12 protein-coding genes are annotated in these 21,825 nt (G+C 55.6%); 5 read left to right on the forward strand and 7 right to left on the reverse strand.

The annotated features are described in order from the left end of the window. Nucleotides 1-61: 61 nt before the first annotated feature. From ABD971_RS27955 to ABD971_RS27975, 5 genes are all read right to left on the reverse strand, one after another. Nucleotides 62-3,202, reverse strand: a complete 3,141-nt coding sequence (locus ABD971_RS27955) for a PSD1 and planctomycete cytochrome C domain-containing protein (RefSeq protein ID WP_345327049.1) — start codon at nucleotides 3,200-3,202, stop codon at nucleotides 62-64. A gap of 169 nt (nucleotides 3,203-3,371) precedes the next feature. Beyond that, nucleotides 3,372-3,629, reverse strand: a complete 258-nt coding sequence (locus ABD971_RS27960; protein ID WP_339937538.1) for a hypothetical protein — start codon at nucleotides 3,627-3,629, stop codon at nucleotides 3,372-3,374. A gap of 28 nt (nucleotides 3,630-3,657) precedes the next feature. After that, a complete protein-coding gene (locus ABD971_RS27965; protein WP_339937540.1) occupies nucleotides 3,658-4,230 on the reverse strand; it encodes an RNA polymerase sigma factor in 573 nt (190 codons plus the stop codon). 360 nt (nucleotides 4,231-4,590) lie between these two features. After that, nucleotides 4,591-5,679, reverse strand: coding sequence for a protein arginine kinase (locus ABD971_RS27970; protein WP_339937542.1), 1,089 nt, complete (start codon nucleotides 5,677-5,679; stop codon nucleotides 4,591-4,593). After that, nucleotides 5,676-6,233 carry a UvrB/UvrC motif-containing protein gene (locus tag ABD971_RS27975; RefSeq protein WP_339937543.1) on the reverse strand — a complete coding sequence of 186 codons (558 nt, stop codon included), beginning with the start codon at nucleotides 6,231-6,233 and terminating at the stop codon, nucleotides 5,676-5,678. The genes ABD971_RS27970 and ABD971_RS27975 overlap by 4 nt, the downstream gene beginning before the upstream one ends. A 234-nt stretch (nucleotides 6,234-6,467) precedes the next feature. Here ABD971_RS27975 and trpE point away from each other — a divergent pair, with 234 nt between their 5' ends. Next, nucleotides 6,468-7,985: an anthranilate synthase component I gene (gene trpE, locus ABD971_RS27980; protein ID WP_345327050.1), complete on the forward strand. Its 1,518-nt coding sequence runs from the start codon at nucleotides 6,468-6,470 to the stop codon at nucleotides 7,983-7,985. 169 nt (nucleotides 7,986-8,154) lie between these two features. Here trpE and ABD971_RS27985 read toward each other — a convergent pair whose 3' ends face one another. Both ABD971_RS27985 and ABD971_RS27990 read right to left on the reverse strand, forming a co-directional pair. After that, complete coding sequence (locus tag ABD971_RS27985) at nucleotides 8,155-9,915, reverse strand: TIGR03545 family protein (protein ID WP_345327051.1); 1,761 nt, start codon at nucleotides 9,913-9,915, stop codon at nucleotides 8,155-8,157. Then, nucleotides 9,912-10,814 (reverse strand): TIGR03546 family protein, encoded by a 903-nt coding sequence (locus ABD971_RS27990; RefSeq protein ID WP_345327052.1) that lies wholly within the window; start codon nucleotides 10,812-10,814, stop codon nucleotides 9,912-9,914. The genes ABD971_RS27985 and ABD971_RS27990 overlap by 4 nt, the downstream gene beginning before the upstream one ends. 433 nt (nucleotides 10,815-11,247) lie before the next feature. Here ABD971_RS27990 and ABD971_RS27995 point away from each other — a divergent pair, with 433 nt between their 5' ends. From ABD971_RS27995 to ABD971_RS28010, 4 genes are all read left to right on the forward strand, one after another. Next, a complete protein-coding gene (locus ABD971_RS27995) occupies nucleotides 11,248-14,157 on the forward strand; it encodes a PD-(D/E)XK nuclease family protein (RefSeq protein ID WP_345327053.1) in 2,910 nt (969 codons plus the stop codon). Between the two features lie 73 nt (nucleotides 14,158-14,230). Beyond that, nucleotides 14,231-16,855, forward strand: a complete 2,625-nt coding sequence (locus tag ABD971_RS28000; RefSeq protein ID WP_345327054.1) for a UvrD-helicase domain-containing protein — start codon at nucleotides 14,231-14,233, stop codon at nucleotides 16,853-16,855. Beyond that, entirely contained in the window at nucleotides 16,852-18,129 is a 1,278-nt protein-coding gene (locus ABD971_RS28005; protein WP_345327055.1) for a metallophosphoesterase family protein, read from the forward strand. The genes ABD971_RS28000 and ABD971_RS28005 overlap by 4 nt, the downstream gene beginning before the upstream one ends. Next, entirely contained in the window at nucleotides 18,129-21,758 is a 3,630-nt protein-coding gene (locus tag ABD971_RS28010) for an AAA family ATPase (protein ID WP_345327056.1), read from the forward strand. Before ABD971_RS28005 ends, ABD971_RS28010 begins: the two co-directional genes overlap by 1 nt. Nucleotides 21,759-21,825: the final 67 nt, after the last annotated feature.

The following is a 21,825-nucleotide window of genomic DNA, read 5'->3' on the forward strand; positions in this document are numbered from 1 at the left end:
GGCTGGGCCGAAGGGGGGCAAAAGGCAGGCGGGTTGCGAACGAGGTTCAAACGAAACTCGGTCAGGGGATGTAGACGAATTCATTCAGGTTCATCATCGAGTGACAGAAACGAACCAGTTCGGCGGCGGGACCATCCGACTTCGCGGAACCGGTCTGACGGTCGCGAGGCTTCAGTGCCGCTGTGGCAAATCCAACTTCCTCCGATGTCGGTGCGCGACCGAGCGTCTGCTCGAAGACGGCGTGAATTAATGCCTGCGGATCATCACCGGCCTGAGCGCTCACGATCCGCGCCAACTGCTCAGCACGCTTGACCACAAACGGACTGTTCAGCAGGTACAGCGGCTGCAAGGCGACTGTCGACACCTCGCGACGCGAACAACTGCGAACGCCGTCGGGGGCATCAAACATCGTCATCACGTCAGGCATTTGGCTACGTCGCTGAGACAGGTAGATCGTCCGCCTCAACGTTTGTTCCTCACGTTCCGGGGCCACGCTTGGGCCACCGACATGCCGATTTAGATCCTCCGTCGCAACGAGAATGGAATCACGAATTACCTCGGCTTGCATCCGTCGCTGAGGCCATCGCCACAAGGTCTTGTTGTCGGGATCCAAATCATGATTGGATGCGTCCAAAACACTTGACTGGCGATAGGTCGCCGAGGTCACGATCAAGCGATGAATGTGTTTGGTACTCCAACAACTGTCGATTAATTCCGAGGCCAACCAGTCCAACAGGTGCGGATGCGTCGGCATGGCACCGTGAGTCCCAAAATTGCTGGCGGTGTCGACCAAGCCACGACCGAAGTGCGATTGCCATAGGCGGTTCACCCAGACGCGGGCGACCAGCGGATTCTGGGGACTGGCCAACCAATCCGCCAAGGCTTGCCGGGGTGTTGGCGAAAGCTGCGAAGGGGTCTCGCCGAGCACCGCTGGCCATGCCGGCTGGACTCGCAATCCCGGGCTACGAACGTCGCCGCGAACCAGCACGTGGGTCACATTGCCGGCTAAAAAGTCGGGCGAATAGGGCAGGGGAGAACGATTGACGACCGGCAAATGTTGCACTTCCTTGTTACCCGTCACGGGCGAATAAAAGCCCCATGTATGTGCAGGGTAATCGGTAGGATCCACCTTCCGCTTTTTGGCTTCCGACAGATAGAAACGATAGGAATCATTGGTGAACCAGTTTTGAATTTCGTCCGCGGCGACGGCAGGTGTATCGCGCAGATTGAAATTCCCCAGCTGGCCATTGGAGAAAAACGCCATCATCGCGTAGTAGTCACGCTGCATCAGCGGTTCGAATTTGTGGTTGTGACATTGCGCGCACTCCATCGTCAGCCCTAACACCGCGCTAGACGTATTGTCGACAATGTCCATCAACACCTCCATCCGCTGCAGTGGCTTGTCCATTTGATTGCCACTGATCCGCGCAGCTCCTAGAAACCCGGTCGCGATTAAGGCTTCGTCGGAGTACGGCTGTAGTTCATCGCCGGCAATTTGTTCTCGCAGAAATTCAGCGTAGGGTTTATCGCGATTGAAGGCGTTGATCACGTAGTCGCGATAACGCCAGGCAAAGGGACGCGGGATGTCATGCTGGTACCCCTGACTTTCGCCCCACCGCGCGAGATCGAGCCAGAAGCGTGCCATCCGCTCGCCATAGTGCGGCGACTGCAGCACCTGGTCGACCAATCTCGCATAGGCGTCCGCCGCAGGGTCGCTTACAAACGCATCGATCTGAGCGACCGTGGGCGGCAATCCCAACAGGTCCAGGTACAGTCGTCGAATTAACGTGCGACGTTCCGCGGCGCTCACTGGTGTTACACCCGCTGCTTTCTGGCGTGCCGAAATAAAAGCATCGACCGGATGTCGCGAACCGGCAACATCCGCGCTGGCTGGCGTCGCGATCACGGCGGGCAATGGCGGACGCTCGACCGACGCGAACGCCCAATGATCGGACTTGATCTTTGGCGTGGGCAACAATTTGTCGTCCCAGCTGAGTCCCTGATCGATCCAGGCTCGGATTTTTGCGATTTCGATTTCCGGCAGCGGCGCTTCATCGGGAGGCATCCGATCGGAGTCGGATTTCGTCGTCAACACTTCTACTAAATGACTGTTGCGGCTTTCGCCCGGAACGGCAAAGACTTGGCCGGTACTGAAACCGAGCAACTCATTTCGCACGTCAAGCCGATGTCCGGAATCAGGATATTCGCCGGCGTGACAATCGAAACAACGATCTCGCAGGATCGGATAGATGTCGGTGGTGAACTCGATCGGCTGGTCCCAGGTGACAGCAGGTTTTGCAGGGACAGTGGAATTCGACGCCGGATCGTCCGACGAATCGAGGAATGAAAACGCGTCGTGCCAGGATCGTGACAAGACCAAGTCGTCCACGCGGATTTGATCCTCACGCTCCGTTTTGACGCCCGTGGAAAAACCGACCCAGCGAACTTGGTGGATGCCATCTTGTTCGCTCAGCGAGAGCAGCGGCTGATCGACGTCGTCAGCTTGCGGATCGACCCACAACTGAATCTGGCTATAAGCGTTGCGTTTGCCGGGTTTCTGTTTGGCGATCCTGGCGATCACGTGATACGTCTTACCGGGCACCAGTTCCGTGCGGCTCCACGCGGTTTGTTTCGCGCCGAAGCGTACCATGAACACATTCTTTCCGCGACTTTCACCCCGGTCCGCCATATGGATGCCGATATTCGGAATGCCTGTGGCATGGACAGCCTGATCACTGCCTTCGGTGCGGTCGAGCCAAAGCACAAAGAATTCGGGGTCGCTGGCAACAGAGGTCTCGGATGGTTCGTACAGAAATCGAAAGCCGACGAACAATTCATCTTCGGCGAAGGTTTGGCTCAGTTCACGACGCAACGGATTGTTTCGATCGTTCGTTCCGCCAATCACCACGTTAGGTGGCGATGCATCGGAGGGGGACATGCGATCGCCAGAGTCGGCAAATCTTGGCGGTCGCAACTGTGACAACTGCCATGGACTCGCAAATCCAGAATGCGGGTCGTCAGCGAGTTGGCGTCCGAAATCATGTTGCGGAACGAATCGGTCCGCAGCCAATCGTGCCTCTTCTGCATTTCCATCGGAGCCGCCAATCGTCAGCCAAAGCAAGCCGGTAGCGAGCAGCAGCCCCCAACATCTTGGCATTGCCCATGGCGATCGCAAACTCGCAAGAATTCGATAGGAACGCATGATCGAGTTGCCTCGGTGGGACGTTGCTGGCAGGTGGGAAACCGTAGCGGCGAGCGGAAGGACGACGGCGTGCGTGCACCCACAAACCACCCACCAAGGGTACCAGTTTATCGTGTTGCTCGGTGCCTTGCTGCATCCGAATCTCGCCGATCAGGATTCGAATCGATCCTCAGCCCGCGCTGAAGAAGCGAGTCGACGAGCCGCCCGGGCCGATCTTGACGTTGACGCGTTTCGCACAGCGAGGGCAATGCCCGACGTAGGCGGTGCACTCGGAATTCTGGTAAATCCGGCCGTAGATTTGGCAGCACAGAAACGTGATCCCCAGAAAGGGGCGATATCGATAGCCGGAGGCTTCCTTTTGCGACGAATCGCCTGGACGACTCAAATCACCGGGGTCGCTGGAGGCGTCAAACTGGGGTGTCGACATCGGATGGCGAAGAAGTGAAGGAAAGAAATCACTCAGAACTAGACTCTTCGGCACGGTGCAAGACTTCCAACGCGAGCTTTAATTGGTGTCTCGCTCGACTCAGCCGACTTCGCACGGTCCCGATCGAGATCTCCAGGATCTCGGCAATCGTTTCATAAGACCGCTCCTCCATCTCTCGCAAGACCAGAATGGAGCGATGCTCGTCGGTCAATCGCTCCATCGCGGTACGGACCATCGCGACACGTTCCCGCTGCAGCATCGGTTCGTCGACTCCGCTGGATTGATCGACGACTTCGAGTCCATTTTTCTCGCGAAATTGGTCCAACGAGATACGAGCTCGCTTTTTTCGCCGACGCGACAGTGCACTGTTAAACGCAATCCGGTACAGCCAGGTAAAAAATTGGCTGTTCCGCTGAAACGTATCAAGCTTCACAAAAGCCCGAATGAACGCTTCTTGGACGACTTCTTCGGCTTCGTCGGGCGAACCGGTGACCTGCAGCATCGACGCGAACAAGCGATCCTGGTTGACCTCTACCAACCGGGTAAACGCAGCACGATCGCCCTGGAGTGCTCGGTCAATCAGTTCAGGCTCTTCGCCCACGCCGCCAACTTTCGTGAAAATCGAGGTTTACTCTGCACCGCTTTCCTCCTGCTGCTCTGCAGAGCTAAACGCTAGGACGAAGGGACTATCAGCACCCTAGTTTATCATCCTGAACCAAAAGAATATGCCAAACCGTGCGATTTCCTCAGCAAGAAGGGGTCGAGTGCCCGCGTAACCCCTCTCTATCAATCCCTTGCAGCGGTTCAAAGCAGCTTCGGAGCTAGTCGATCCCCAAAATCAGAATGGGACAAGCCCCCCATTTCGACCGTCTTTGACATCTGCAACAAAGGAGCGTTAGGGAAACAGGTCTTGCGATGCCTTCCAATCGCTCGTTTTGATCGCGAAACGATCAACGACTATCTAGTTCAATTCGCCTTCGCCTTGGTGGCCGGTTAAATGGCGTTGCAAGTAAGTCGCACGCTGGACGTTCCGGTCGGAGGATCCGAGCACGCGGCCGTGCAATTTCTGCAAATGAGCCGGCTGGGTATGGATGAATAACTTGTTGATCGTGGCGACTTCGACATCGCTGATCAAGCCAAGATTCACTCCCATTCGCACTTTGGAAAGGTAGTGCATCGTTTCTTCGCTGCTGATCTTTTTCGCCGTGCTTAGGATCCCCATCGCTCGGCTGACATCGTCATGCAGGTCTTGTTGGTTTTGCTCGATCAAAAACGCACGTGCTTTTCGTTCGTATTGGATGATCTGCGGCACGACCTCGTCTCCGACCAGCGCCAATAGCGATTTTTCGCTGTGACCGAGCGTGACTTGGTTGCTGACCTGATAAAAATCGCCCGAATATTGCGATCCTTCGCCGTACAGTCCGCGGACGGTAACGTTAATCCGCTGCATGCTGCGAAATACTTTTTCGATTTGCCGCGTGATCACCAGGGCGGGCAAATGCAACATCACACTGACGCGAAGCCCCGTCCCCACATTGGTGGGACAGGCGGTTAAATAGCCGTATTTCTGGTGGAACGCGTACAGAATCGAGCCCTCGAGCTTGTCATCCAAGGCGTCGATTCGGGCCCAGGCGGCTTGCAGATCCAATCCGCTTTGCATCACTTGGATTCGCAGATGATCCTCTTCGTTGATCATCACGCTGTACTGTTCGCCTGGATCGACGGCGACGGCTCGCGAACCATCCGCATCAGCGATCTCGCGGCTGATCAATTGACGTTCGACCAGGAATTGACGATCGACCTCCGAAAGCTCTTCGATATCGATATAGCGAATGTCTTTCCAGTCCTCCATCGCCTCCATCCGGGCGCGCACGGTCCGTTCGATGCTGTCACGATCTTCATCACTACAGCGGCGAATGAAGGGAAAGTCGGCGAGATTTCGAGCCAAGCGAATTCGGCTGCTGATCACGATATCGGATTCCGGCCCGGTACCGCGAAGCCACTCTCCGGAACTTTTCGCAAGGTTAGTAAAGTCCGTTTCTTGATTCACGACTGATTCTCACCTTCACTCGAACTTGCATCGTCGTCATCCGACGCGGGGATGCTCAGTTCGCGTTCCATTCGTTTTAGTTCGTCTCGGATTTCGGAAGCACGCTCGTAATCTTCAAGCTCGACCGCTTCTTCCATCTCACGCCGCAGCTGGATCATTTCGGCTTGCGAGTCGGCCGAGGCAGCCAGTCGCCGAGGCCGCTTGCCGACGTGCTCGACCGCGTCGTGGATATTCCTCAGCAGGGGGACCAAGTCGGACTCAAAAAAGCTGTAATCGTAGGGACATCCGAGCCGCCCAGTGTTACGGAACTCGAAAAAACTGATGCCACACACCGGACACTCTTTTTGGTCCAATTCGGCCAATTCTTTTTTGGATTGTCCTAGCTGCAGCTGCTTCGCAAGCGCGTTGGTGACCGAGGCCACGGGACTGTCGGATTCTTTTTGCAAAAAGCCGCGAGCGTGTTCCTCACAAAGATGCATAATTTTGGGACCCGAAGGTTCCGTCAACTCGGTGATATGGAACGTGGCGGGCTTTTCGCAATACTGGCATTTCATCGTGTCATTCCTAGCTGCCGTGACTGCCGCTAAAGTGTGTGTTTTCCCAAGTATTGGACGCCAAAGGGATTCTATCGCCGCCCCCATCGGTGTCAACGTAACGACTTTGACGCGTTCGTGTGGCGACGAGAACCTGTTTGCCGTTTCCTTTGTCATAGACTGCCGCAAAGCCGACCACCGCGTCGAAGCCCAATCTACTAGAGCCCGATTCCTCTGAAGAGCCCGTCGACCTCGATGTTAACACCCGAATCTGCCGACTTCGACCAACTCTCGATCCACCATGACTTTGTTCCGGTGTATCGGCGTTTACTCAGCGACTCGTTAACCCCAGTGACCGCGTTTCGGCTTTTGGATGACGGTGGCCCCGCTTGTCTGTTTGAAAGTGTGATCGGCGGCGAGAAAGTCGGCCGCTACAGTTTTCTGGCCGCCGACCCGATCAAGCGATTCGTCGCACGCGGCAACCAAGTCACGATTTCGGAACTCGGCGGGAACGCAGAGACAGACGGCAAAACCGAGGAACTCGAGTCGGCTGACCCGCTGGAAACTTTTCGCTCGCACGTGAAATACCGAGTCGCTGACGTCGCGGGACTGCCCCCATTCGTGGGCGGGGCGATCGGGTACGCCGGCTACGATGTTGTCCGCTACGTCGAAAATCTTCCCAACTCGCCGCTGGATGACCGGCAGCTGCCGGATCTCGATTTTGCCTTCTATCACACGTTGTGCGTGTTCGATCACGTCGACAAAACGATCACGGTCGTCTCGCTGGCCGATTGCCGCGACGTCAGCGATGCCGCGGGATCGCAACAAGCTTTCCGCAAGGCATCCCAACAGATAGACAAAACGATTGCCAAGCTTTCGCAACCGACCGCGCATACGCCCGAAGAATTCACGACCGAAAAACCTTCGCCACCGCTGAATATCGAGTCCAACTTTACTCGCGAATCGTTCCGCAAAGCGGTATTGGACTGCGTCGAATACATTCGTGCAGGCGATATTTTCCAGGTGGTCCCGAGCCAACGGCTCAGCGTCAAAACGGACGTCGATCCGTTCGAGATTTATCGCTCACTGCGAGTGGTCAATCCCAGCCCGTTCATGTTCTTTGTCCGCACGCCGGACTGCATGCTGGTTGGGTGTTCGCCCGAGATCATGTGCCGAGTCGCCGACAATGTCGTCACCGTCCGCCCGTTAGCGGGAACTCGACCTCGTGGCAAAACAGAAAAAGAGGACAAGGCTCTCGAAAAAGAATTGCTCGCCGACCCCAAAGAAATTGCCGAGCATGTGATGTTGGTCGACCTGGGACGCAACGATGTCGGCCGCGTGGCCCAGTTTGGCACGGTGGAATTGACCGAAGTGATGGTTGTCGAGCGTTATTCGCACGTGATGCACATCAGCAGCGAAGTGCAAGGCAAGCTGCGTGAAGGGCTCGATGCCTTTGACGCATTGAAGGCCTGTTTACCCGCGGGCACGGTTTCCGGTGCGCCGAAAGTACGTGCGATGGAAGTGATTGATTCAATCGAACCTCACCGCCGCGGCCCCTACGGTGGCGCGGTCGGTTACGTCGATTACCGAGGCAACATGGATACCTGTATCGCACTGCGGACGATGGTCGCCAAAGACGGCGTCGTCTACGTGCAAGCAGGCTGCGGCGTGGTCGCCGACAGCGATCCCGATTCGGAATACGACGAAACGATGAACAAGGCGCGAGCCTTGATCTCGGCGATCGAGACGACCGTGGCTCGCGTCTCTTCGTAACTGAGGTTTTCTGCCACCTCTCCCCCGACTTCGTCGGTGGAGAGGTGACTGCAACATAGGCCGCAGTCTGGGGAGTGCCATCCCCGGCAAAGATTGTGCCGCCCTCTGGGCTAAAATATCAACCTATCAATCGGACGTCGGAGACGTCCGTCGACATTGATGGCCGCCTTTAACGCAGCTTCTTCTCGAAGGCGCCTCGCAACTTGCCTAGATAGACGTCAGCGTCGCCGACTTCGCTCATCACCTTCTGGCTCATCTCTTCGATCGACTTGTCCGCACTGGCCAGCAGCGAACGTGCTTCGCTTTGCTGTGACGTCAACCATTCTCGCAGCGCCAACGTTTGCTCCAAGTGAGCCTTGTCGACCTGTTCCTGCAGCTTCTGCTTCGATGCCACGATTTGATCATTGACGGCGTCCTGAGTCGCTCGGCGGAACACTTGTCCCAGATTGGTGTGCATCTTCAGGGCGAGATCGTTCCACTGGCCGCTGAAGTTGGCATCGATCTCGATGCGATCGACCGCATCTAAACTCGACTGCAACGACTGGACCGCGGCCGATTTAGCGAATTTGGAATCGACAGCAAGCTTCATCTGCAGCCCTGTTTGTTTGCTGACGAAACGGCCTTCGACGTTCTCACCTTCACTTCGCAGTTGGACCCACAATTCGCGTTGGCCGCCGCTGATTTTGATTCCCGCTTCGTGTTGGCTGCCCAAACGCAGCGGTTTGGCTTCCATTTGAGGCCAATGCAGTGTTAACAAATCGACATCCGCACCACGACGACGATCGACCGCGTATTCAACGCGAACCACATCAGGCCCATCCAATTGGAACTTGACCAACGTTGGTTCTCGCAACAATTCAGGCGTCGGAGTCAAATTTTCAACGATGCCTTTGAGCGTATACATTTTGCCATTGGCACGCATCAATCCGCCGACTTCACAGCGACGAACCAGCAAGGCTGAGAGCTGTGCATCGCCTAGCAAATCAAAATCTTCCCCACGAATCCGTTCGCTCTCGGGCGCCACCACGGTGTAGTTGGCGATCGTGCGTCCCCCATCGAGGTATTCGCGAATTTGATCGATCTGTTTTTGCACGGCAAACTTCAACATATCGATGCCAAAGTCGTCTCCATTCTGAAGATCGCCTGGCACAAACTTGTTGACTTTTTGCATGTCAATCTTCTTCGCTTCATCCAGCGAAGCGAGATCCGATTGCAATTGTTCGGGCAACGTGTCAATGGCTTGGCGAACCGCCATCAATTCGTTGCGAGCTTGCTTGGCTTGCTCGAGCGTCCGCTGCAATTGCGGCCAATCTCGCAGCGGATTGTCGATCCCGCGTGCTTCATCACGCACAGAGCGAATTTGTTTTTCCAAATTACGTGCTCGCACGACCAACGAATCGTATTCGCTTTCCCAGCGATCACGGATCTCACGACTTCGGCGAACGGTTTCCAGGTTTTCGGTCAACGCACTTGCTTCGGCGCTAAGCGAATCGGTTGTCGCAGCAATCATGCGAGTCAAAAACGAAGGGGCATCCGACGGCGAAGGAGCCGCCTCTTCTTGTTCGTCTTCATAGTGTCCCGACGAATCTCGATCGGCACCAATTTCCAGTCCCGTAATCTTGCCATCGCGAACCACCCAGCGGCGATGCAGCATCGCGTCGCCATCGATCACAAGCTCGATCGATTCGGCGCGAAACATGTCCTCCATCTGTTTGCCCTTGCGAGGATCTGCAACTCGGAAATCCGAATACGAGATGCTCGGAGGAAACAGTCCGACATGGGCGCTGCCGATTTCGACTTTGGCACCGGTGGCACTTTCGAACCCTTTGATCGTCACGTAGCTGGCGACCGGGCCTAAGCCCCAGCGCAACAACATGATGATCGCGACAACAATGATCAGACGGGTTAGTACAAAACTCCAGCGTATCATGCTGCATCCTTTTGCTTAGAGGTGCGCAATTGACGAAGTAAGTAATTAAGCGCCTCGTCCATCGGTTGTTGATCGGTTTCGTCCTCGTCCTGAGTGGCCGAGGGAGTGGTTTCAATGGGGCTGTTCGCCATGTCGGCATCTTTCATGCGGATCACGTCGATTCGCGTCTCGACCGACATACGAGGCATCTGCAGGTGTTCGCTTGGCTCGTTGGATTCATCCGCAAACGCCACGTTCACTTCTGCGTTATTTTCAGAAGCATGGGCTTCAGAATCCGCCTTGGAAACAACATGCGATTGATCGATGCGAACGACCATCGGCTGTGTCGCTGCGGCAGCCACCTCGCCTACGCGACGGGGCGTTTGCGGTGCGCTGGGTGTTGCGGGCTGAAGCACGATGCGGTTTTCTTCGGCGTCCAGGGCTTCATCCGAAAGGGCGTCGATCCGCTCTCTTTCGGCCTCAGCATCCCCAGGTTTGAACCACCGAAACACGGGGTAGGTGATCAGGAAGATGGGCAGCACGGCGGCCAATCCGATGACAAAACTTCCCAACACGATAGTGTTGTTCAGATCGGTCCACGGCACCAGCGGCAGCTTCCAGAAACTGGCCATCTTGGGACCGAGCGTCGGATGCGTCAGAATATAGCTGCCGACGTCATGCGAATACGGATCGAGTTTGGTTGCAGCGAAGGTCGTCCCGATTGTGGTCAATGCCGCCATCGAGTGGTTGATCTTCAGCGACAACAAAACGATCAGCACAAACAGCGCCAACAGATTTCCGTGCGGAATAATGCCCAACAACGCACCGATCGCAACCGCCCCAGCAAGCTGGTGCGGATATTTGCGTCCGGCGATCGCGTGGCGAACGTTACTAAATAATTTGATGGACCAGATGATCATCGCGGTGCGCCTCCATGCGCACGGTAGTGGCTTCCCTGGGACTCCATTTGTTAAGTGTTATCGGCGCTGCGGCGCTAGAACATTCAGCACAGACGGTAAATTTTCCCAAGTCCTTTCATTCTTTCTGAACGGAACCAGGAAAGATGGGCAGCCTAGGCTGACTGCTCATTTTTTTGCCTTACTAGCAAAGAACACTTTTTTCCTGAAAATCACTCCGTTGTGACCAGACGTGTCACTCCGATCGCGACACTACTGTATTTCCGCACTTGGAACCTATCCGAAAACCGGTAGCGGAAGTCGTCAAGACTTTCGATCAAGCTCTATCAGGGCCGAAATTCTTGACGAATTCCGCTACGACCGAATCGGCAATGATCGCTCATTCTCGGTTTTCGGATAGCTTTCTGATCGCATGACCTTTTTTGTCACCGAATCTATGAATCCACAAATCACGACCCAATTTCTTGGCTGGGATGCCCCGCTGCTGCCGCGTGCTGTGGAATCGCTGAAAACGAAATTTGCGTCGGCGAATCAGTTTGATCTGTCGGGACTGATCTGCGTTCTGCCCACGTCGCAAAGTTCCTATCGTTTCGAGACGCTATTGAAGGAAGCGGCCGCCGATGCCGATTTGCGTCTGAGTCTGCCCCGAATCCTGACGCTCGGTCGGCTTCCCGAACAACTCTATTCGCCCCGCGCCAAACTGGCGATCGACTTCGAGCAAACGCTTGCTTGGTCCCAAGTCCTTGCAGCGACCAATCCCGAGACGCTGAAACCGCTTGTTCCCACCTTACCGACGTCCGATGAGGCGGATACTTGGATGGAGTTGGCGGCGACGATTCGGGGACTGCACGAGGATTTGGCCTCGAACCAACTTTCGTTTGCCGATGTGGCTGCCGCAACCGAAGCCGAAAACGACCAGCGACGATGGACGCTGCTTGCGACGTTGTTTGAATCGTATTTAAAACGACTCGCCTCGGCGGGATTGGCCGACCCGCACCACGAACGTCGATTTGCGCTGGCCAACAAAGCCTGTAAAACCGACTCGACGATCGTGATGATTGGGACGAGCGACTTGAGTCATCTGCAGATTGCGATGCTGCGAGCGATGCAGGGCGAAATCATCGCGATGGTCGCCGCCCCCGAAAACGAAGCGTCGCGATTTGACGACCTCGGCTGTATCGAAACGAGCAGGTGGGCCGATTACCGCTTGCCGATCGAAGATGACCAATTGATTCCGGCCGGCGATATCGCCGACCAAGCGATCACCGTTGCCGAAGTGATAGCCGAGTTCGCACAACAATATCCGGTCGACGAAGTCACGATCGGCGTCACCGACGAATCCCAAGTCGGCCCGATCGAGTTTGAAATGCGCAGCTGCGGTGTCGATACGTTCCGAAACCTGGGCTGGAGCATCGACCGGACGGCGATCGGGCGGCTGCTGAATTTAACCGCGTCCTATTTAAAAACTCGCTCGTGGCAATCGCTCGCGACCCTGGTTCGGCATGCAGATGTTCACGATTGGATCTGTAAACAGGATCCCGAGGCTGCCAAGTCCTGTTTAACGCAGTTGGACCAACTACTCGCCAACCACTTTCCTATCCAACTGGCGAACCCGTTGCCCGAGGAGGCAAAGAAAAACTATCCCACGGCGATCCAGGTCGCCAAACGAATTGAAAAATGGATGGCGCCGCTGCAAGGAGTGAACCGCTCGCTGGGGCAATGGTGCGGCGCGATCTCGCAGTGGTTAACGACGCTCTATTCCCAAGAACTCGAATCCGAAGAGGTTGATTCCGAAGAACTCGCCGACGAGTCTCTGCCGCTGTTCGCTTTCGAAGCGAACAGCGTTCCCGAAGACCGTGTTTCCGAAAACCATGCTCCTGAAGACAGCGGGCCGCAAGACCGAACGGCAATGGCGTTGCATTCGGTTCGCGGGTTGCTAACGCGGTTTGCCGAGGTCAACGCGGAATTGGACCTTGAAATTGACGGGGCGAGTGCGATGCAAATGATCGCCAATCGCGTCGGCGACCTGCGTGTAGTCGATGCAATGAAGCCCGACGACATTGAAATCCTCGGTTGGCTGGACCTCGCCTTGGATGATGCTCAGGCGTTGGTGGTGCTGGGGCTGAACCATCCGTTTGTCCCCACCGCAGTCACCAACGACGCGTTTTTGCCAGGCACGTTGCGAACTCAATTACGGATGGCCGACAACGATCGCCGCTTTGCCCGCGACGTTTACAACATGCAACTATTGCTGTCGACTCGCCAATCGGTTCGTTTTATCGTCGGCCGCAATTCGGCCGATGGGACTCCGACACCGCCCAGCCGATTGTTGGCGGCGGCATCGGACGAGGACGTGGCTCGGCGAATCCGCTTGTTACTCGAAAAAAGCCGACCGCGAGTGGTGGTCCAGCACGGCTGGGACACCGCAAACGTCGAATCATCGCTGCCGATCCCCAAGCTGCCCCCTTCGACTGGTACGTGTCCGGTCAAGGCCATGAGCGTGACCGCGTTTCACGATTACTTGGCTTGTCCGTATCGATTCTATCTGCGTCACGTGCTGAAACTGAAACCGCTGGACGACATGTCCGCCGAGTTAGCGGCGAACCAGTTTGGCGATTTGATTCACGGTGCATTGGAAACGTTTGGCGATTCCGATGACCGCGACGAAGCCGACGCGGACAAGATCGAAAAAATCCTGCTTCATCATTTGCACCGCTACGCGAGCTTACGATACGGCGATTCCGCTTCCACTGCGGTGGCTTTGCAAATCCGGCAAGCGGAAAGACGTCTTCGCAAAGTGGCGATCGAACAAGCCAAACGCATTGGCGAAGGCTGGGTGATCAAAGAATCCGAAGCGTCCGTCGATGACAAACGGGACGGAGCTTGCATTGAGGTCGACGGTTTTAAAATGGGACTTCGCGGCCGACTCGACCGCATCGATTACCATCCCAATTCAGGACGCTGGGCGATTTTGGATTACAAAACGCACGGGCACAAACCTGAGAAAAAGCACCTCAAAAAGACCGACGAGGGACTGAAGTGGATTGACCTGCAATTGCCGCTCTACCGCATGATGATTCCGTATCTCGGCATCGAAGCCAATCCAACCGAAGTCCAACTCGGTTACTTCAACATCAGCGACAAGGACGAGGAAACGAAGATCAACATCGCCGAATTTGACGAACCGCTGATGGATCAAGCTCGACAATTGATCCTCGACTGCGTTCGCCGCATCCGTGACGAAGACTTTGCGCCGAGCACCGATCCGATCCAATACGACGACTACGACATGATCATGCAAACTGGCGTGATGTCCGTCGCCGGCGGAATGGATGACTCCGAATAGACGGCGTCGTTCTGCCTCGATGTTGCCGTGCTACTGATAGTTGATGTCTTTCCCCAACCCCCACGAAATCACCTTGAACGCCTCGACACAAACCAACGCACTTCGCCCGACGCTCGTCCGCGCGTCGGCAGGGACGGGAAAAACGTACCAATTGACCGCTCGGTTGTTGCGAATTCTGCTGCAAGACTCGCCGCCCGAGACGATCCTGGCGACGACGTTTACTCGTAAAGCGGCCGGTGAAATCCTGGACCGTGTGCTGTTGGTCCTTTCCAAAGCCGGCGATGACAACGATGACGATGCACTGCAGCAATTGCGAGATCAAGTCGGTGTGCCAACGCTGAACCACCAAACGTGCCGTCAACTGCTGCACAAGATCCTGCGTAACATCCATCGCCTGCGGATCTGCACGCTCGACAGTCTGTTCACGCAATTGGCCCGTTCGTTCCCGTTTGAACTGAACCTGCCTCCCGCGTGGCAATTGACCGACGAGATCCAAGAGATGTGGATCCAAGAACAAGCGATCAGCAACGTGGTTTCGATGCTGAATCCAAGCGAAATGACCACGATCTTGACGATGCTTGGCAAGGGCGAAATCAAACGTTCGATCCAGCGTGAATTGATGCAAGTCATCGATACCGCGTACAGTATCCAGCGTCGCAGCGAACAAGAGGTATGGCACAAGCTAGTCGTTCCGAAACGTCCCGAGCAAAAAGATTTAACGCGAGTCGCCGGCGAGCTTCGCCAGGCCGAAGCGAAACAAAAGACAGTGAAAGCCAAGTTGCAAAAGTTGGCAGACGTCACCGAAACGGGCGACTTCAAGACATTGACCGATGAAACGTTGATCGTGAATATCGCCAAGGCACGCCGGACGGGCGAGGATGTCAAGTTCGGACGCAGCGTGTTACCCGATGGACTCGACGAGGCACTGGACGTCGTCTACGCAGCGGTGCGAACCGAGGTACTTAGTTTACTGAGCGCCCAGAACGAGGCCACTGGCAAGGTGTTGGCGGCCTACGATTTCCACGTCAATCAACTCAAACAAGCCACTCGCGTGCTGGGGTTCGAAGACGTCGCGGTCCGGTTGGCCAACCTGTTTGCCAAGGTCGACCATGCTTCGTTGACCAACCGCATGGACGGCGCGATCGATCACGTTTTGCTCGACGAATTTCAAGACACTTCGCCTGCCCAGTGGCAAGTGCTGCGTCCGTTGGCGATGCACGCTTGCGACACCGCCGCGGCGGAGCGTGATGGATCGTCATGGCAGACCGCCCGATCGTTTTTCTGTGTCGGTGATACCAAACAAGCGATCTACGGATGGCGCGGCGGCGTGGCCGAAATCTTTGATGCCGTGACCGACGAGATCGCGGGCATCACCGAATCCGAACAAAACGTCAGCTTTCGTAGCAGTCCCGACATCATCGAGTTCGTCAACACGTTGTTCTCCAACCTCGTTCGTCATCCGATGGCAACCGAAGGCGACGTTAAAAACCCGGCCGACAAATCGGCTCACGAAGCCGAGTCGATTCGCAAGTTTGCGAAACAGTTCCCACCGCATGCAGCCAATAGCAAGTCGCTTGCTGGATACGTCCAAATCGAAACCAGCCACACGGTCAAAGACGGCGACAAAGCGGCTAACGATGACGCCTGTTTCAATGACGCGGCAAAACGAATCGCCGAAATCCACAAGCAATCGCCGCACAAATCAATCGGTGTGCTGACGCGAACCAACGGCGCGGTGGCTCAATTGATCATGCGGTTAGAGGCACTCGATATCGAAGTCAGCCAAGAAGGGGGCAATCCGCTGACCGATTCCGCCGCCGTCGAAACGGTGTTGTCGGCCCTGATGATGGCCGAGCATCCCGGCGATGGGCGTTGGCGATTCCACGTCGAACAAACGTTGATGGTGGTCGATCCGTCGCTCAATGAAAACACGATTCGGATGCGAGTCGAACGCGATGGGATTGCCCAAACGGTCGAGTATCTCGCTGGCAAGCTCGCTGCGAATTGCAACGCCCGCGACACGCTGCGGCTGAAACAATTGACGCGGCTTGCCATCGCCTACGAAAACAATCCCGGCCCACGACTGCGAGACTTCGTGCGTTTGGTACGCGAGAAGCGGGTCGAACGCCCTCAGCGTGCTCCGGTGCGAGTGATGACGGTGCATCAATCCAAGGGACTCGAGTTCGATGTTGTGGTGTTGCCGCAGTTGGACGGGCCGCTCACACGCAGCAGCGGCAATTGCGTCGCGGACATGAAATCGCTGAGCGAACCGCCCAGCGGGATCACGCGTTATATTGGACAAACGCATTGGCATTTTCTGGATCGCCGCTGGCAACTCGCGTTTGGGGGGCAAGGAGCAAGCTCGATGACCGAGGCGCTCTGTTTGTTGTATGTTGCCATTACGCGAGCCAAGCAGGCGCTGTACATCATCGTTCAGCCGAGCAAGAAAAAGGACTTTCAAGTCAAAACCGCCGCGTCGCTGATCTATCACGCGCTGGGTTGTGACGCAGACCCAACCGCCGACAATGAAACGCTGTATTGTTCGGGAAATCCTGATTGGTACAAAAATGACAAGGGGCCTGCGAAACGGGGCGTCGCTGAAAGCGAGCCCGTCAAGCACGTCGAGATCCGCTTTGCCCACACGTCCTCGTCGTCGCGTCAAAGTGCAAACCGCCAACCTTCATTGAGACAGCATTGAGTAAACGAAGAATCTTACATGCCGCAGACATCCATCTGGACAGCCCGCTGCAAAACTTGGAATCGTACGAAGATGCTCCGGTCGACCAAATCCGTGGCGCCTCGCGTCGCGCGCTGGAAAATTTGGTGCGGTTGGCGATCGACGAAGAAGTCGACTTGGTCGTGATCGCGGGCGACCTTTACGATGGCGATTGGCGGGATCAAAACACGGGGCTGTTCTTCGTCGCTCAAGCGGCCAAGTTGACGCGTGCCGGAATTCCGTTGGTGGTCATCCGTGGCAACCATGATGCACAAAACATCATGACCTCGTCGTTACCGCTGCCCAAGAATCCCGACGGCAGCGAGATCATGTTGGCTGCCGAAAAAGTCGATTGCCGCATCTTCGAATCGATTGGCGTCGCCGTGCACGGTCGCTCGTTTCGCAAGAAAGCGGAAACCGACGATCTGTCGAAAACGTACCCCAAACCGCTCTCAGGAATGTTCAACCTTGGACTGCTGCACACCAGTTTGACGGGGGCCGAGGGGCACGATAATTATTCACCGTGTAAACCGGCTGAATTGACCGCCAAGGAATACGACTATTGGGCGCTCGGGCACATCCACATCCGCGGCGAGCACGGAACCGAGGATGGAGCTCCGATCGTGTTCAGCGGCAATATCCAAGGCCGCCATATTCGCGAATCTGGCGAGAAGGGCTGCGTGATCATCGACATCAATTCCCGCGGCAAATGCACACGAACGTTTCATCCGCTGGATGTCGTTCGCTGGGAATCGTTCGAAATCAATGCCGCGAAGATCGAGCATGTCGATGACATCATCGAAGAATACGAACAGTGGCTGCAACAGACGGTCAAAACGATCGAGGATCGGCTGCTGGTTTCTCGCGTTTCGATTGTCGGAGAAACACCGATCCACAATGCCCTGCATCAAAGCCGTCGTCGTTTAGAAGCGTCGCTTCGTGCCACCGCGATCACGCATGGTGCTGGACAAGCTTGGATGGAAAAGTTTCGCTTGCGAACGTCGACGCCCAATCATGAATTGGACCTGGGCGATTTGGAAGGACCGCTGGCGAGTGTTTCCAAAATTTTTGACGACCTACGCAACTCACCCGAACGTGGCAAATTGATTGCCAATGAATTCGCGGCATTGATCAAGAAAGTGCCCGAACAAGAAGAAAACTTTTCCGCCGACAACGACCAATGGGTCGACGAACTGATTGAATCCGCTGCCGCGGAATTGCTCGGCCGTTTGCAAGGAAGCGAGGACGCGAACTGATGATCATTGAACGACTCGATTTAAAAGCGTTTGGACGTTTCACCGATACCTCGATCCAATTGCCCGACGGTCCGCGGCGGTTGCACATCATCTACGGCCCCAACGAGTCGGGAAAATCGACGAGTCTGCGGGCGATCACATCACTGTTGTATGGCATGTCCAAACGTGCCGAGGACAATTACATCCATCCGACGGGGAAGATTCGTGTCGGTGGCAAGTTGTCCGATGGTAACGGCAACGTGCTAGAGTGCCTGCGGCGACGCGGCAACAAGGCGACGTTGCGCGATGCCGACGACAATGAAACGATCGACGATGCGGTTCTCGACGCAATGCTCGGTGGCGTCGATCGCGAGGCGTTTGAACATCGCTTTGGATTGTCGCACGAGGAACTTGTGCGCGGCGGGCAAGCCATCCTCGAGGGCGAAGGAGACCTAGGTGAAATCCTGTTCGCCGCCGGTGCAGGGGTCAGCCAACTAAAAACCGTGCAATCTCAACTCGATGACTTAGCGGGCAAGCTGTTTGTCGCTGGCGGTACCCGAGGGGCGATCAATCAATTGTCTCGCGAAATCGCTGAAAAACGAAAAGAACTTGAGCTAGCGAAAATCCCTCCGAGCGACTTCAACGATCTCAAAGACGAATTGGATCGAGAGTGCCAACGCGTCGACGAGTTGCAGAACGGTGTCAAAGAAGCAGCGGTCGCACTGTCGAAACTGCGAGCCGTTAAAAGCGCATTGCCGTTGATCCCACAGTGGCATTCGTTGCTTCAGAAGCTGGACGAACTTGCCGATGCGCCGCGACTTGACGATGCATTTAGCGAACGACGCCGCACCGTCGACACCCATCACGAAATCTCGCTGCGGCAAACGCGTTCGCTCAGCACCCGCGTGGATGAATTGACTAAGCAGCTGAAAAGCCTCGGCGATGACTCGGCGATTTTGGTTCACGAAGCTCAAATCGATTCGCTGTTTCAGCGTCTCGGTGCGAGAGAAGAGGCACGGACTCAGCGTACGAATCTGCAACGCACTCGCAAAAACCTCGATCGCCGCATGGTCGAAGCGTTACAAGAGCTTTCGGTCGAAATCGTCTCGCAAGAAGAGCAGGCGGTTACCGATGAAATCGATTCCTCACTAAAAAAGCTGCGGGTCGTCGATTCGGTACGAACCAAGCTCAACGATCTGGCACAGCAATACGCCGTGATCGCCAAACAGCGGGACGACGCCGATGAAAGCCTCCGTTCGCTTACCAAACGGCTTGCCGAAGCCGATGAACAAATAAAAGAAACGATCGTTCCGGACGATCCCTACTCGATCAGCCAATTGATCGAGTCGGTGGGCTCTCCCGATTCAGTGCTGTCGAATTTGGCTCAGCAGAAATCGGACGTCAAACAACTTCACAATCGCTGTGAACAATTCGCTCGAAAATTGGACACGTTCTGCAGTCCGATTATGTCGGCCGGCGACACCACCGCGGCTTCGTTTGCGGATTCGTTCCATGACACCGCAAAGTTGCGATTGCCAGTCGAATCGGCAATCGAATCGGCAGTCCAAAATCTCGAAAAACGAGAACAACAACTTGCCGCCGTAACACAGCAGTGGAAGCAACTCGACACGACCGAGCGAGAATTGCAACAGCGACTCGACGCAGTCCAGTCTGTCACGACGCTGCCGAGCGAGGAACAATTGGGCGAAGCTCGTGAGCGTCGCGATGCGATTTTCTGCGACGTGATCGCCGCAAACCAAGCGGGAACGCTCGACACTAAAACGCTGACGCTGCTGCAAGCGGAAATTCGCAAAGCAGATACGTTGGTCGATGCGATGCGATCTCATCACGAACAACTGCACCTGCAGAGCTCGATCGAAGAAGAGCTGAAAAAGACTGCCAACCAAAAAACGCTTTGCCAAACAAACGGCGAGGCAGCGAAAGCCGCGTTCCAAGAGGCCCAGCAACAGTGGCAATCGTTGTGGGAAGCCTCGGGCGTCACCCCCACCACGCCCGACCGCATGTACCGCTGGATCACCGAGCATGCTCAATTGGTTGAAACGACTATCCGGCTTGACGAAGCCCGAGAACGCGTGGGCCAACTCGAAGAACGTATTGCCGCCTCGTGCAAACGACTTAATCACGCGATCGAATCGGCCGTCGTCGACAAACCTGTCTTAGTCGGCAGTGACGAGCCGAGCCTGTTTGACCAGATCGACGCGAATGATTTTTCGTCGCTGTACGATGACGCGGTGAATCTTCGCACGACGCTGCATCATGCTCGTAAACGTTACGATGAACAATTGAAACAACATGACATGATGCGTGAAGAGTTGCCGAGATTGCAAACGCAACTCGAATCGCGTCAACGCGACTACGACACATGGCACTCCGATTGGGCCGCCGCCACGTCGGCATTGGCCGAATCGGTAGACCGCACGCCAGCGGTGGTTTTGGAAAAGATCACGCAAATCGACGCTTTGTGTGCCCAGAAACGCGAACGCGATATCTTGGCCCACCGCATTCGATCGATGCTCGAAGACGACAAGACCTACCAAAAAGACGTCGCACGCCTGGCCGCCGAATTGGGCGTCAAGATCGAGGAAAAGGAGGGGGACGTCAGCGACGCCTTCAGCACCGTCAAGCAGCTTTACAATCGACTGCAAAACGAGCGTGCCGCGTCACAACAACGCGGTGTTTTGGCCACGCAACTTGCGTCAACTGAAAAGCAACTTGAAACTGCCGAGCAACAGGTGACCGAAGCCGAAGTCGCGATTCAAAAGTTGTGCGAAGAGGCTGGCTGCGACGCGGCGGAAGAATTGGTCGAGGTCGAGCAGCGATCCAAACAGCGGCAACAATTCGAGCAATCCAAGCAAGCGATCGAAGAACAACTGCGAATGCTCTCGGGCACCGTCGAGCTTGAAGCGTTCGCCGAAGAGGTCGCCGAGCACCAACCAGAATTGGTACAAATTGAAATTGAAAAGATCGAAGCGGATCTTGCCGATAACCAAGACTCGCTTTCTGAAGCTCAGCAAACGGTCGGTGCGTTGCGACTGCGGCTAAAACAAATTGATGGCAGCGACCGCGCTTCAGAACTATCGCAATCGATTCAATTTCTGACAGGTAAAATGGAGAACGCGATCGAAGAGTTCGCTCGCGTGAAGGTCGCCGCGATGATGCTGCGACAAGCGATCGAGCATTACCGACAAGAGAACCAAGGGCCGGTATTGCAACTTGCTTCGACGATTTTTCAACAACTGACACGAGACGAATATGACTCGTTAAAAGTCGACTTTGACTCACGCGGAAAGGTCATGTTGTTCGGAACTCGCACGCGTAGCGGCGAACCCGATGTGCCAGCCAACGCCATGAGTACGGGGACAGCCGACGCATTGTATTTGGCCCTGCGATTGGCTTCGATCGATCACCAATTGACTCGCGGAACCGCGTTGCCGTTGGTGGTCGACGATTGCTTGGTGCAACTTGACGATGACCGGGCGTGCGCCGCAATCACGGCCTTGTCCGAATTATCCGCACGCACGCAAGTGATCATGTTTACCCATCACGAGCATTTGGTGGACTTGGCCGAAAAAACGCTCAAGACGGGCGAGTTCCATGTTCACCGCTTGGATGCCGAATGTTTAACGTGATCGCGAGTCCGATTTACCGTCATATTCGACACGAGAAATCGAATTTGTGAATCATCACACGTTCGCC

Source organism: Novipirellula rosea, assembly GCF_039541335.1.
GTDB lineage: Bacteria > Planctomycetota > Planctomycetia > Pirellulales > Pirellulaceae > Novipirellula > Novipirellula rosea.

What these genes read in the sequence shown, in the direction of transcription:
- ABD971_RS28010 (WP_345327056.1), top strand. Translation starts at nt 18,129, where the DNA reads ATGATCATTGAACGACTCGATTTAAAAGCGTTTGGACGTTTCACCGAT.
- trpE (WP_345327050.1), top strand. Translation starts at nt 6,468, where the DNA reads ATGTTAACACCCGAATCTGCCGACTTCGACCAACTCTCGATCCACCAT.
- ABD971_RS27985 (WP_345327051.1), bottom strand. Translation starts at nt 9,915, where the DNA reads ATGATACGCTGGAGTTTTGTACTAACCCGTCTGATCATTGTTGTCGCG.
- ABD971_RS27975 (WP_339937543.1), bottom strand. Translation starts at nt 6,233, where the DNA reads ATGAAATGCCAGTATTGCGAAAAGCCCGCCACGTTCCATATCACCGAG.
- ABD971_RS27960 (WP_339937538.1), bottom strand. Translation starts at nt 3,629, where the DNA reads ATGTCGACACCCCAGTTTGACGCCTCCAGCGACCCCGGTGATTTGAGT.
- ABD971_RS27990 (WP_345327052.1), bottom strand. Translation starts at nt 10,814, where the DNA reads ATGATCATCTGGTCCATCAAATTATTTAGTAACGTTCGCCACGCGATC.
- ABD971_RS27955 (WP_345327049.1), bottom strand. Translation starts at nt 3,202, where the DNA reads ATGCGTTCCTATCGAATTCTTGCGAGTTTGCGATCGCCATGGGCAATG.
- ABD971_RS27995 (WP_345327053.1), top strand. Translation starts at nt 11,248, where the DNA reads ATGAATCCACAAATCACGACCCAATTTCTTGGCTGGGATGCCCCGCTG.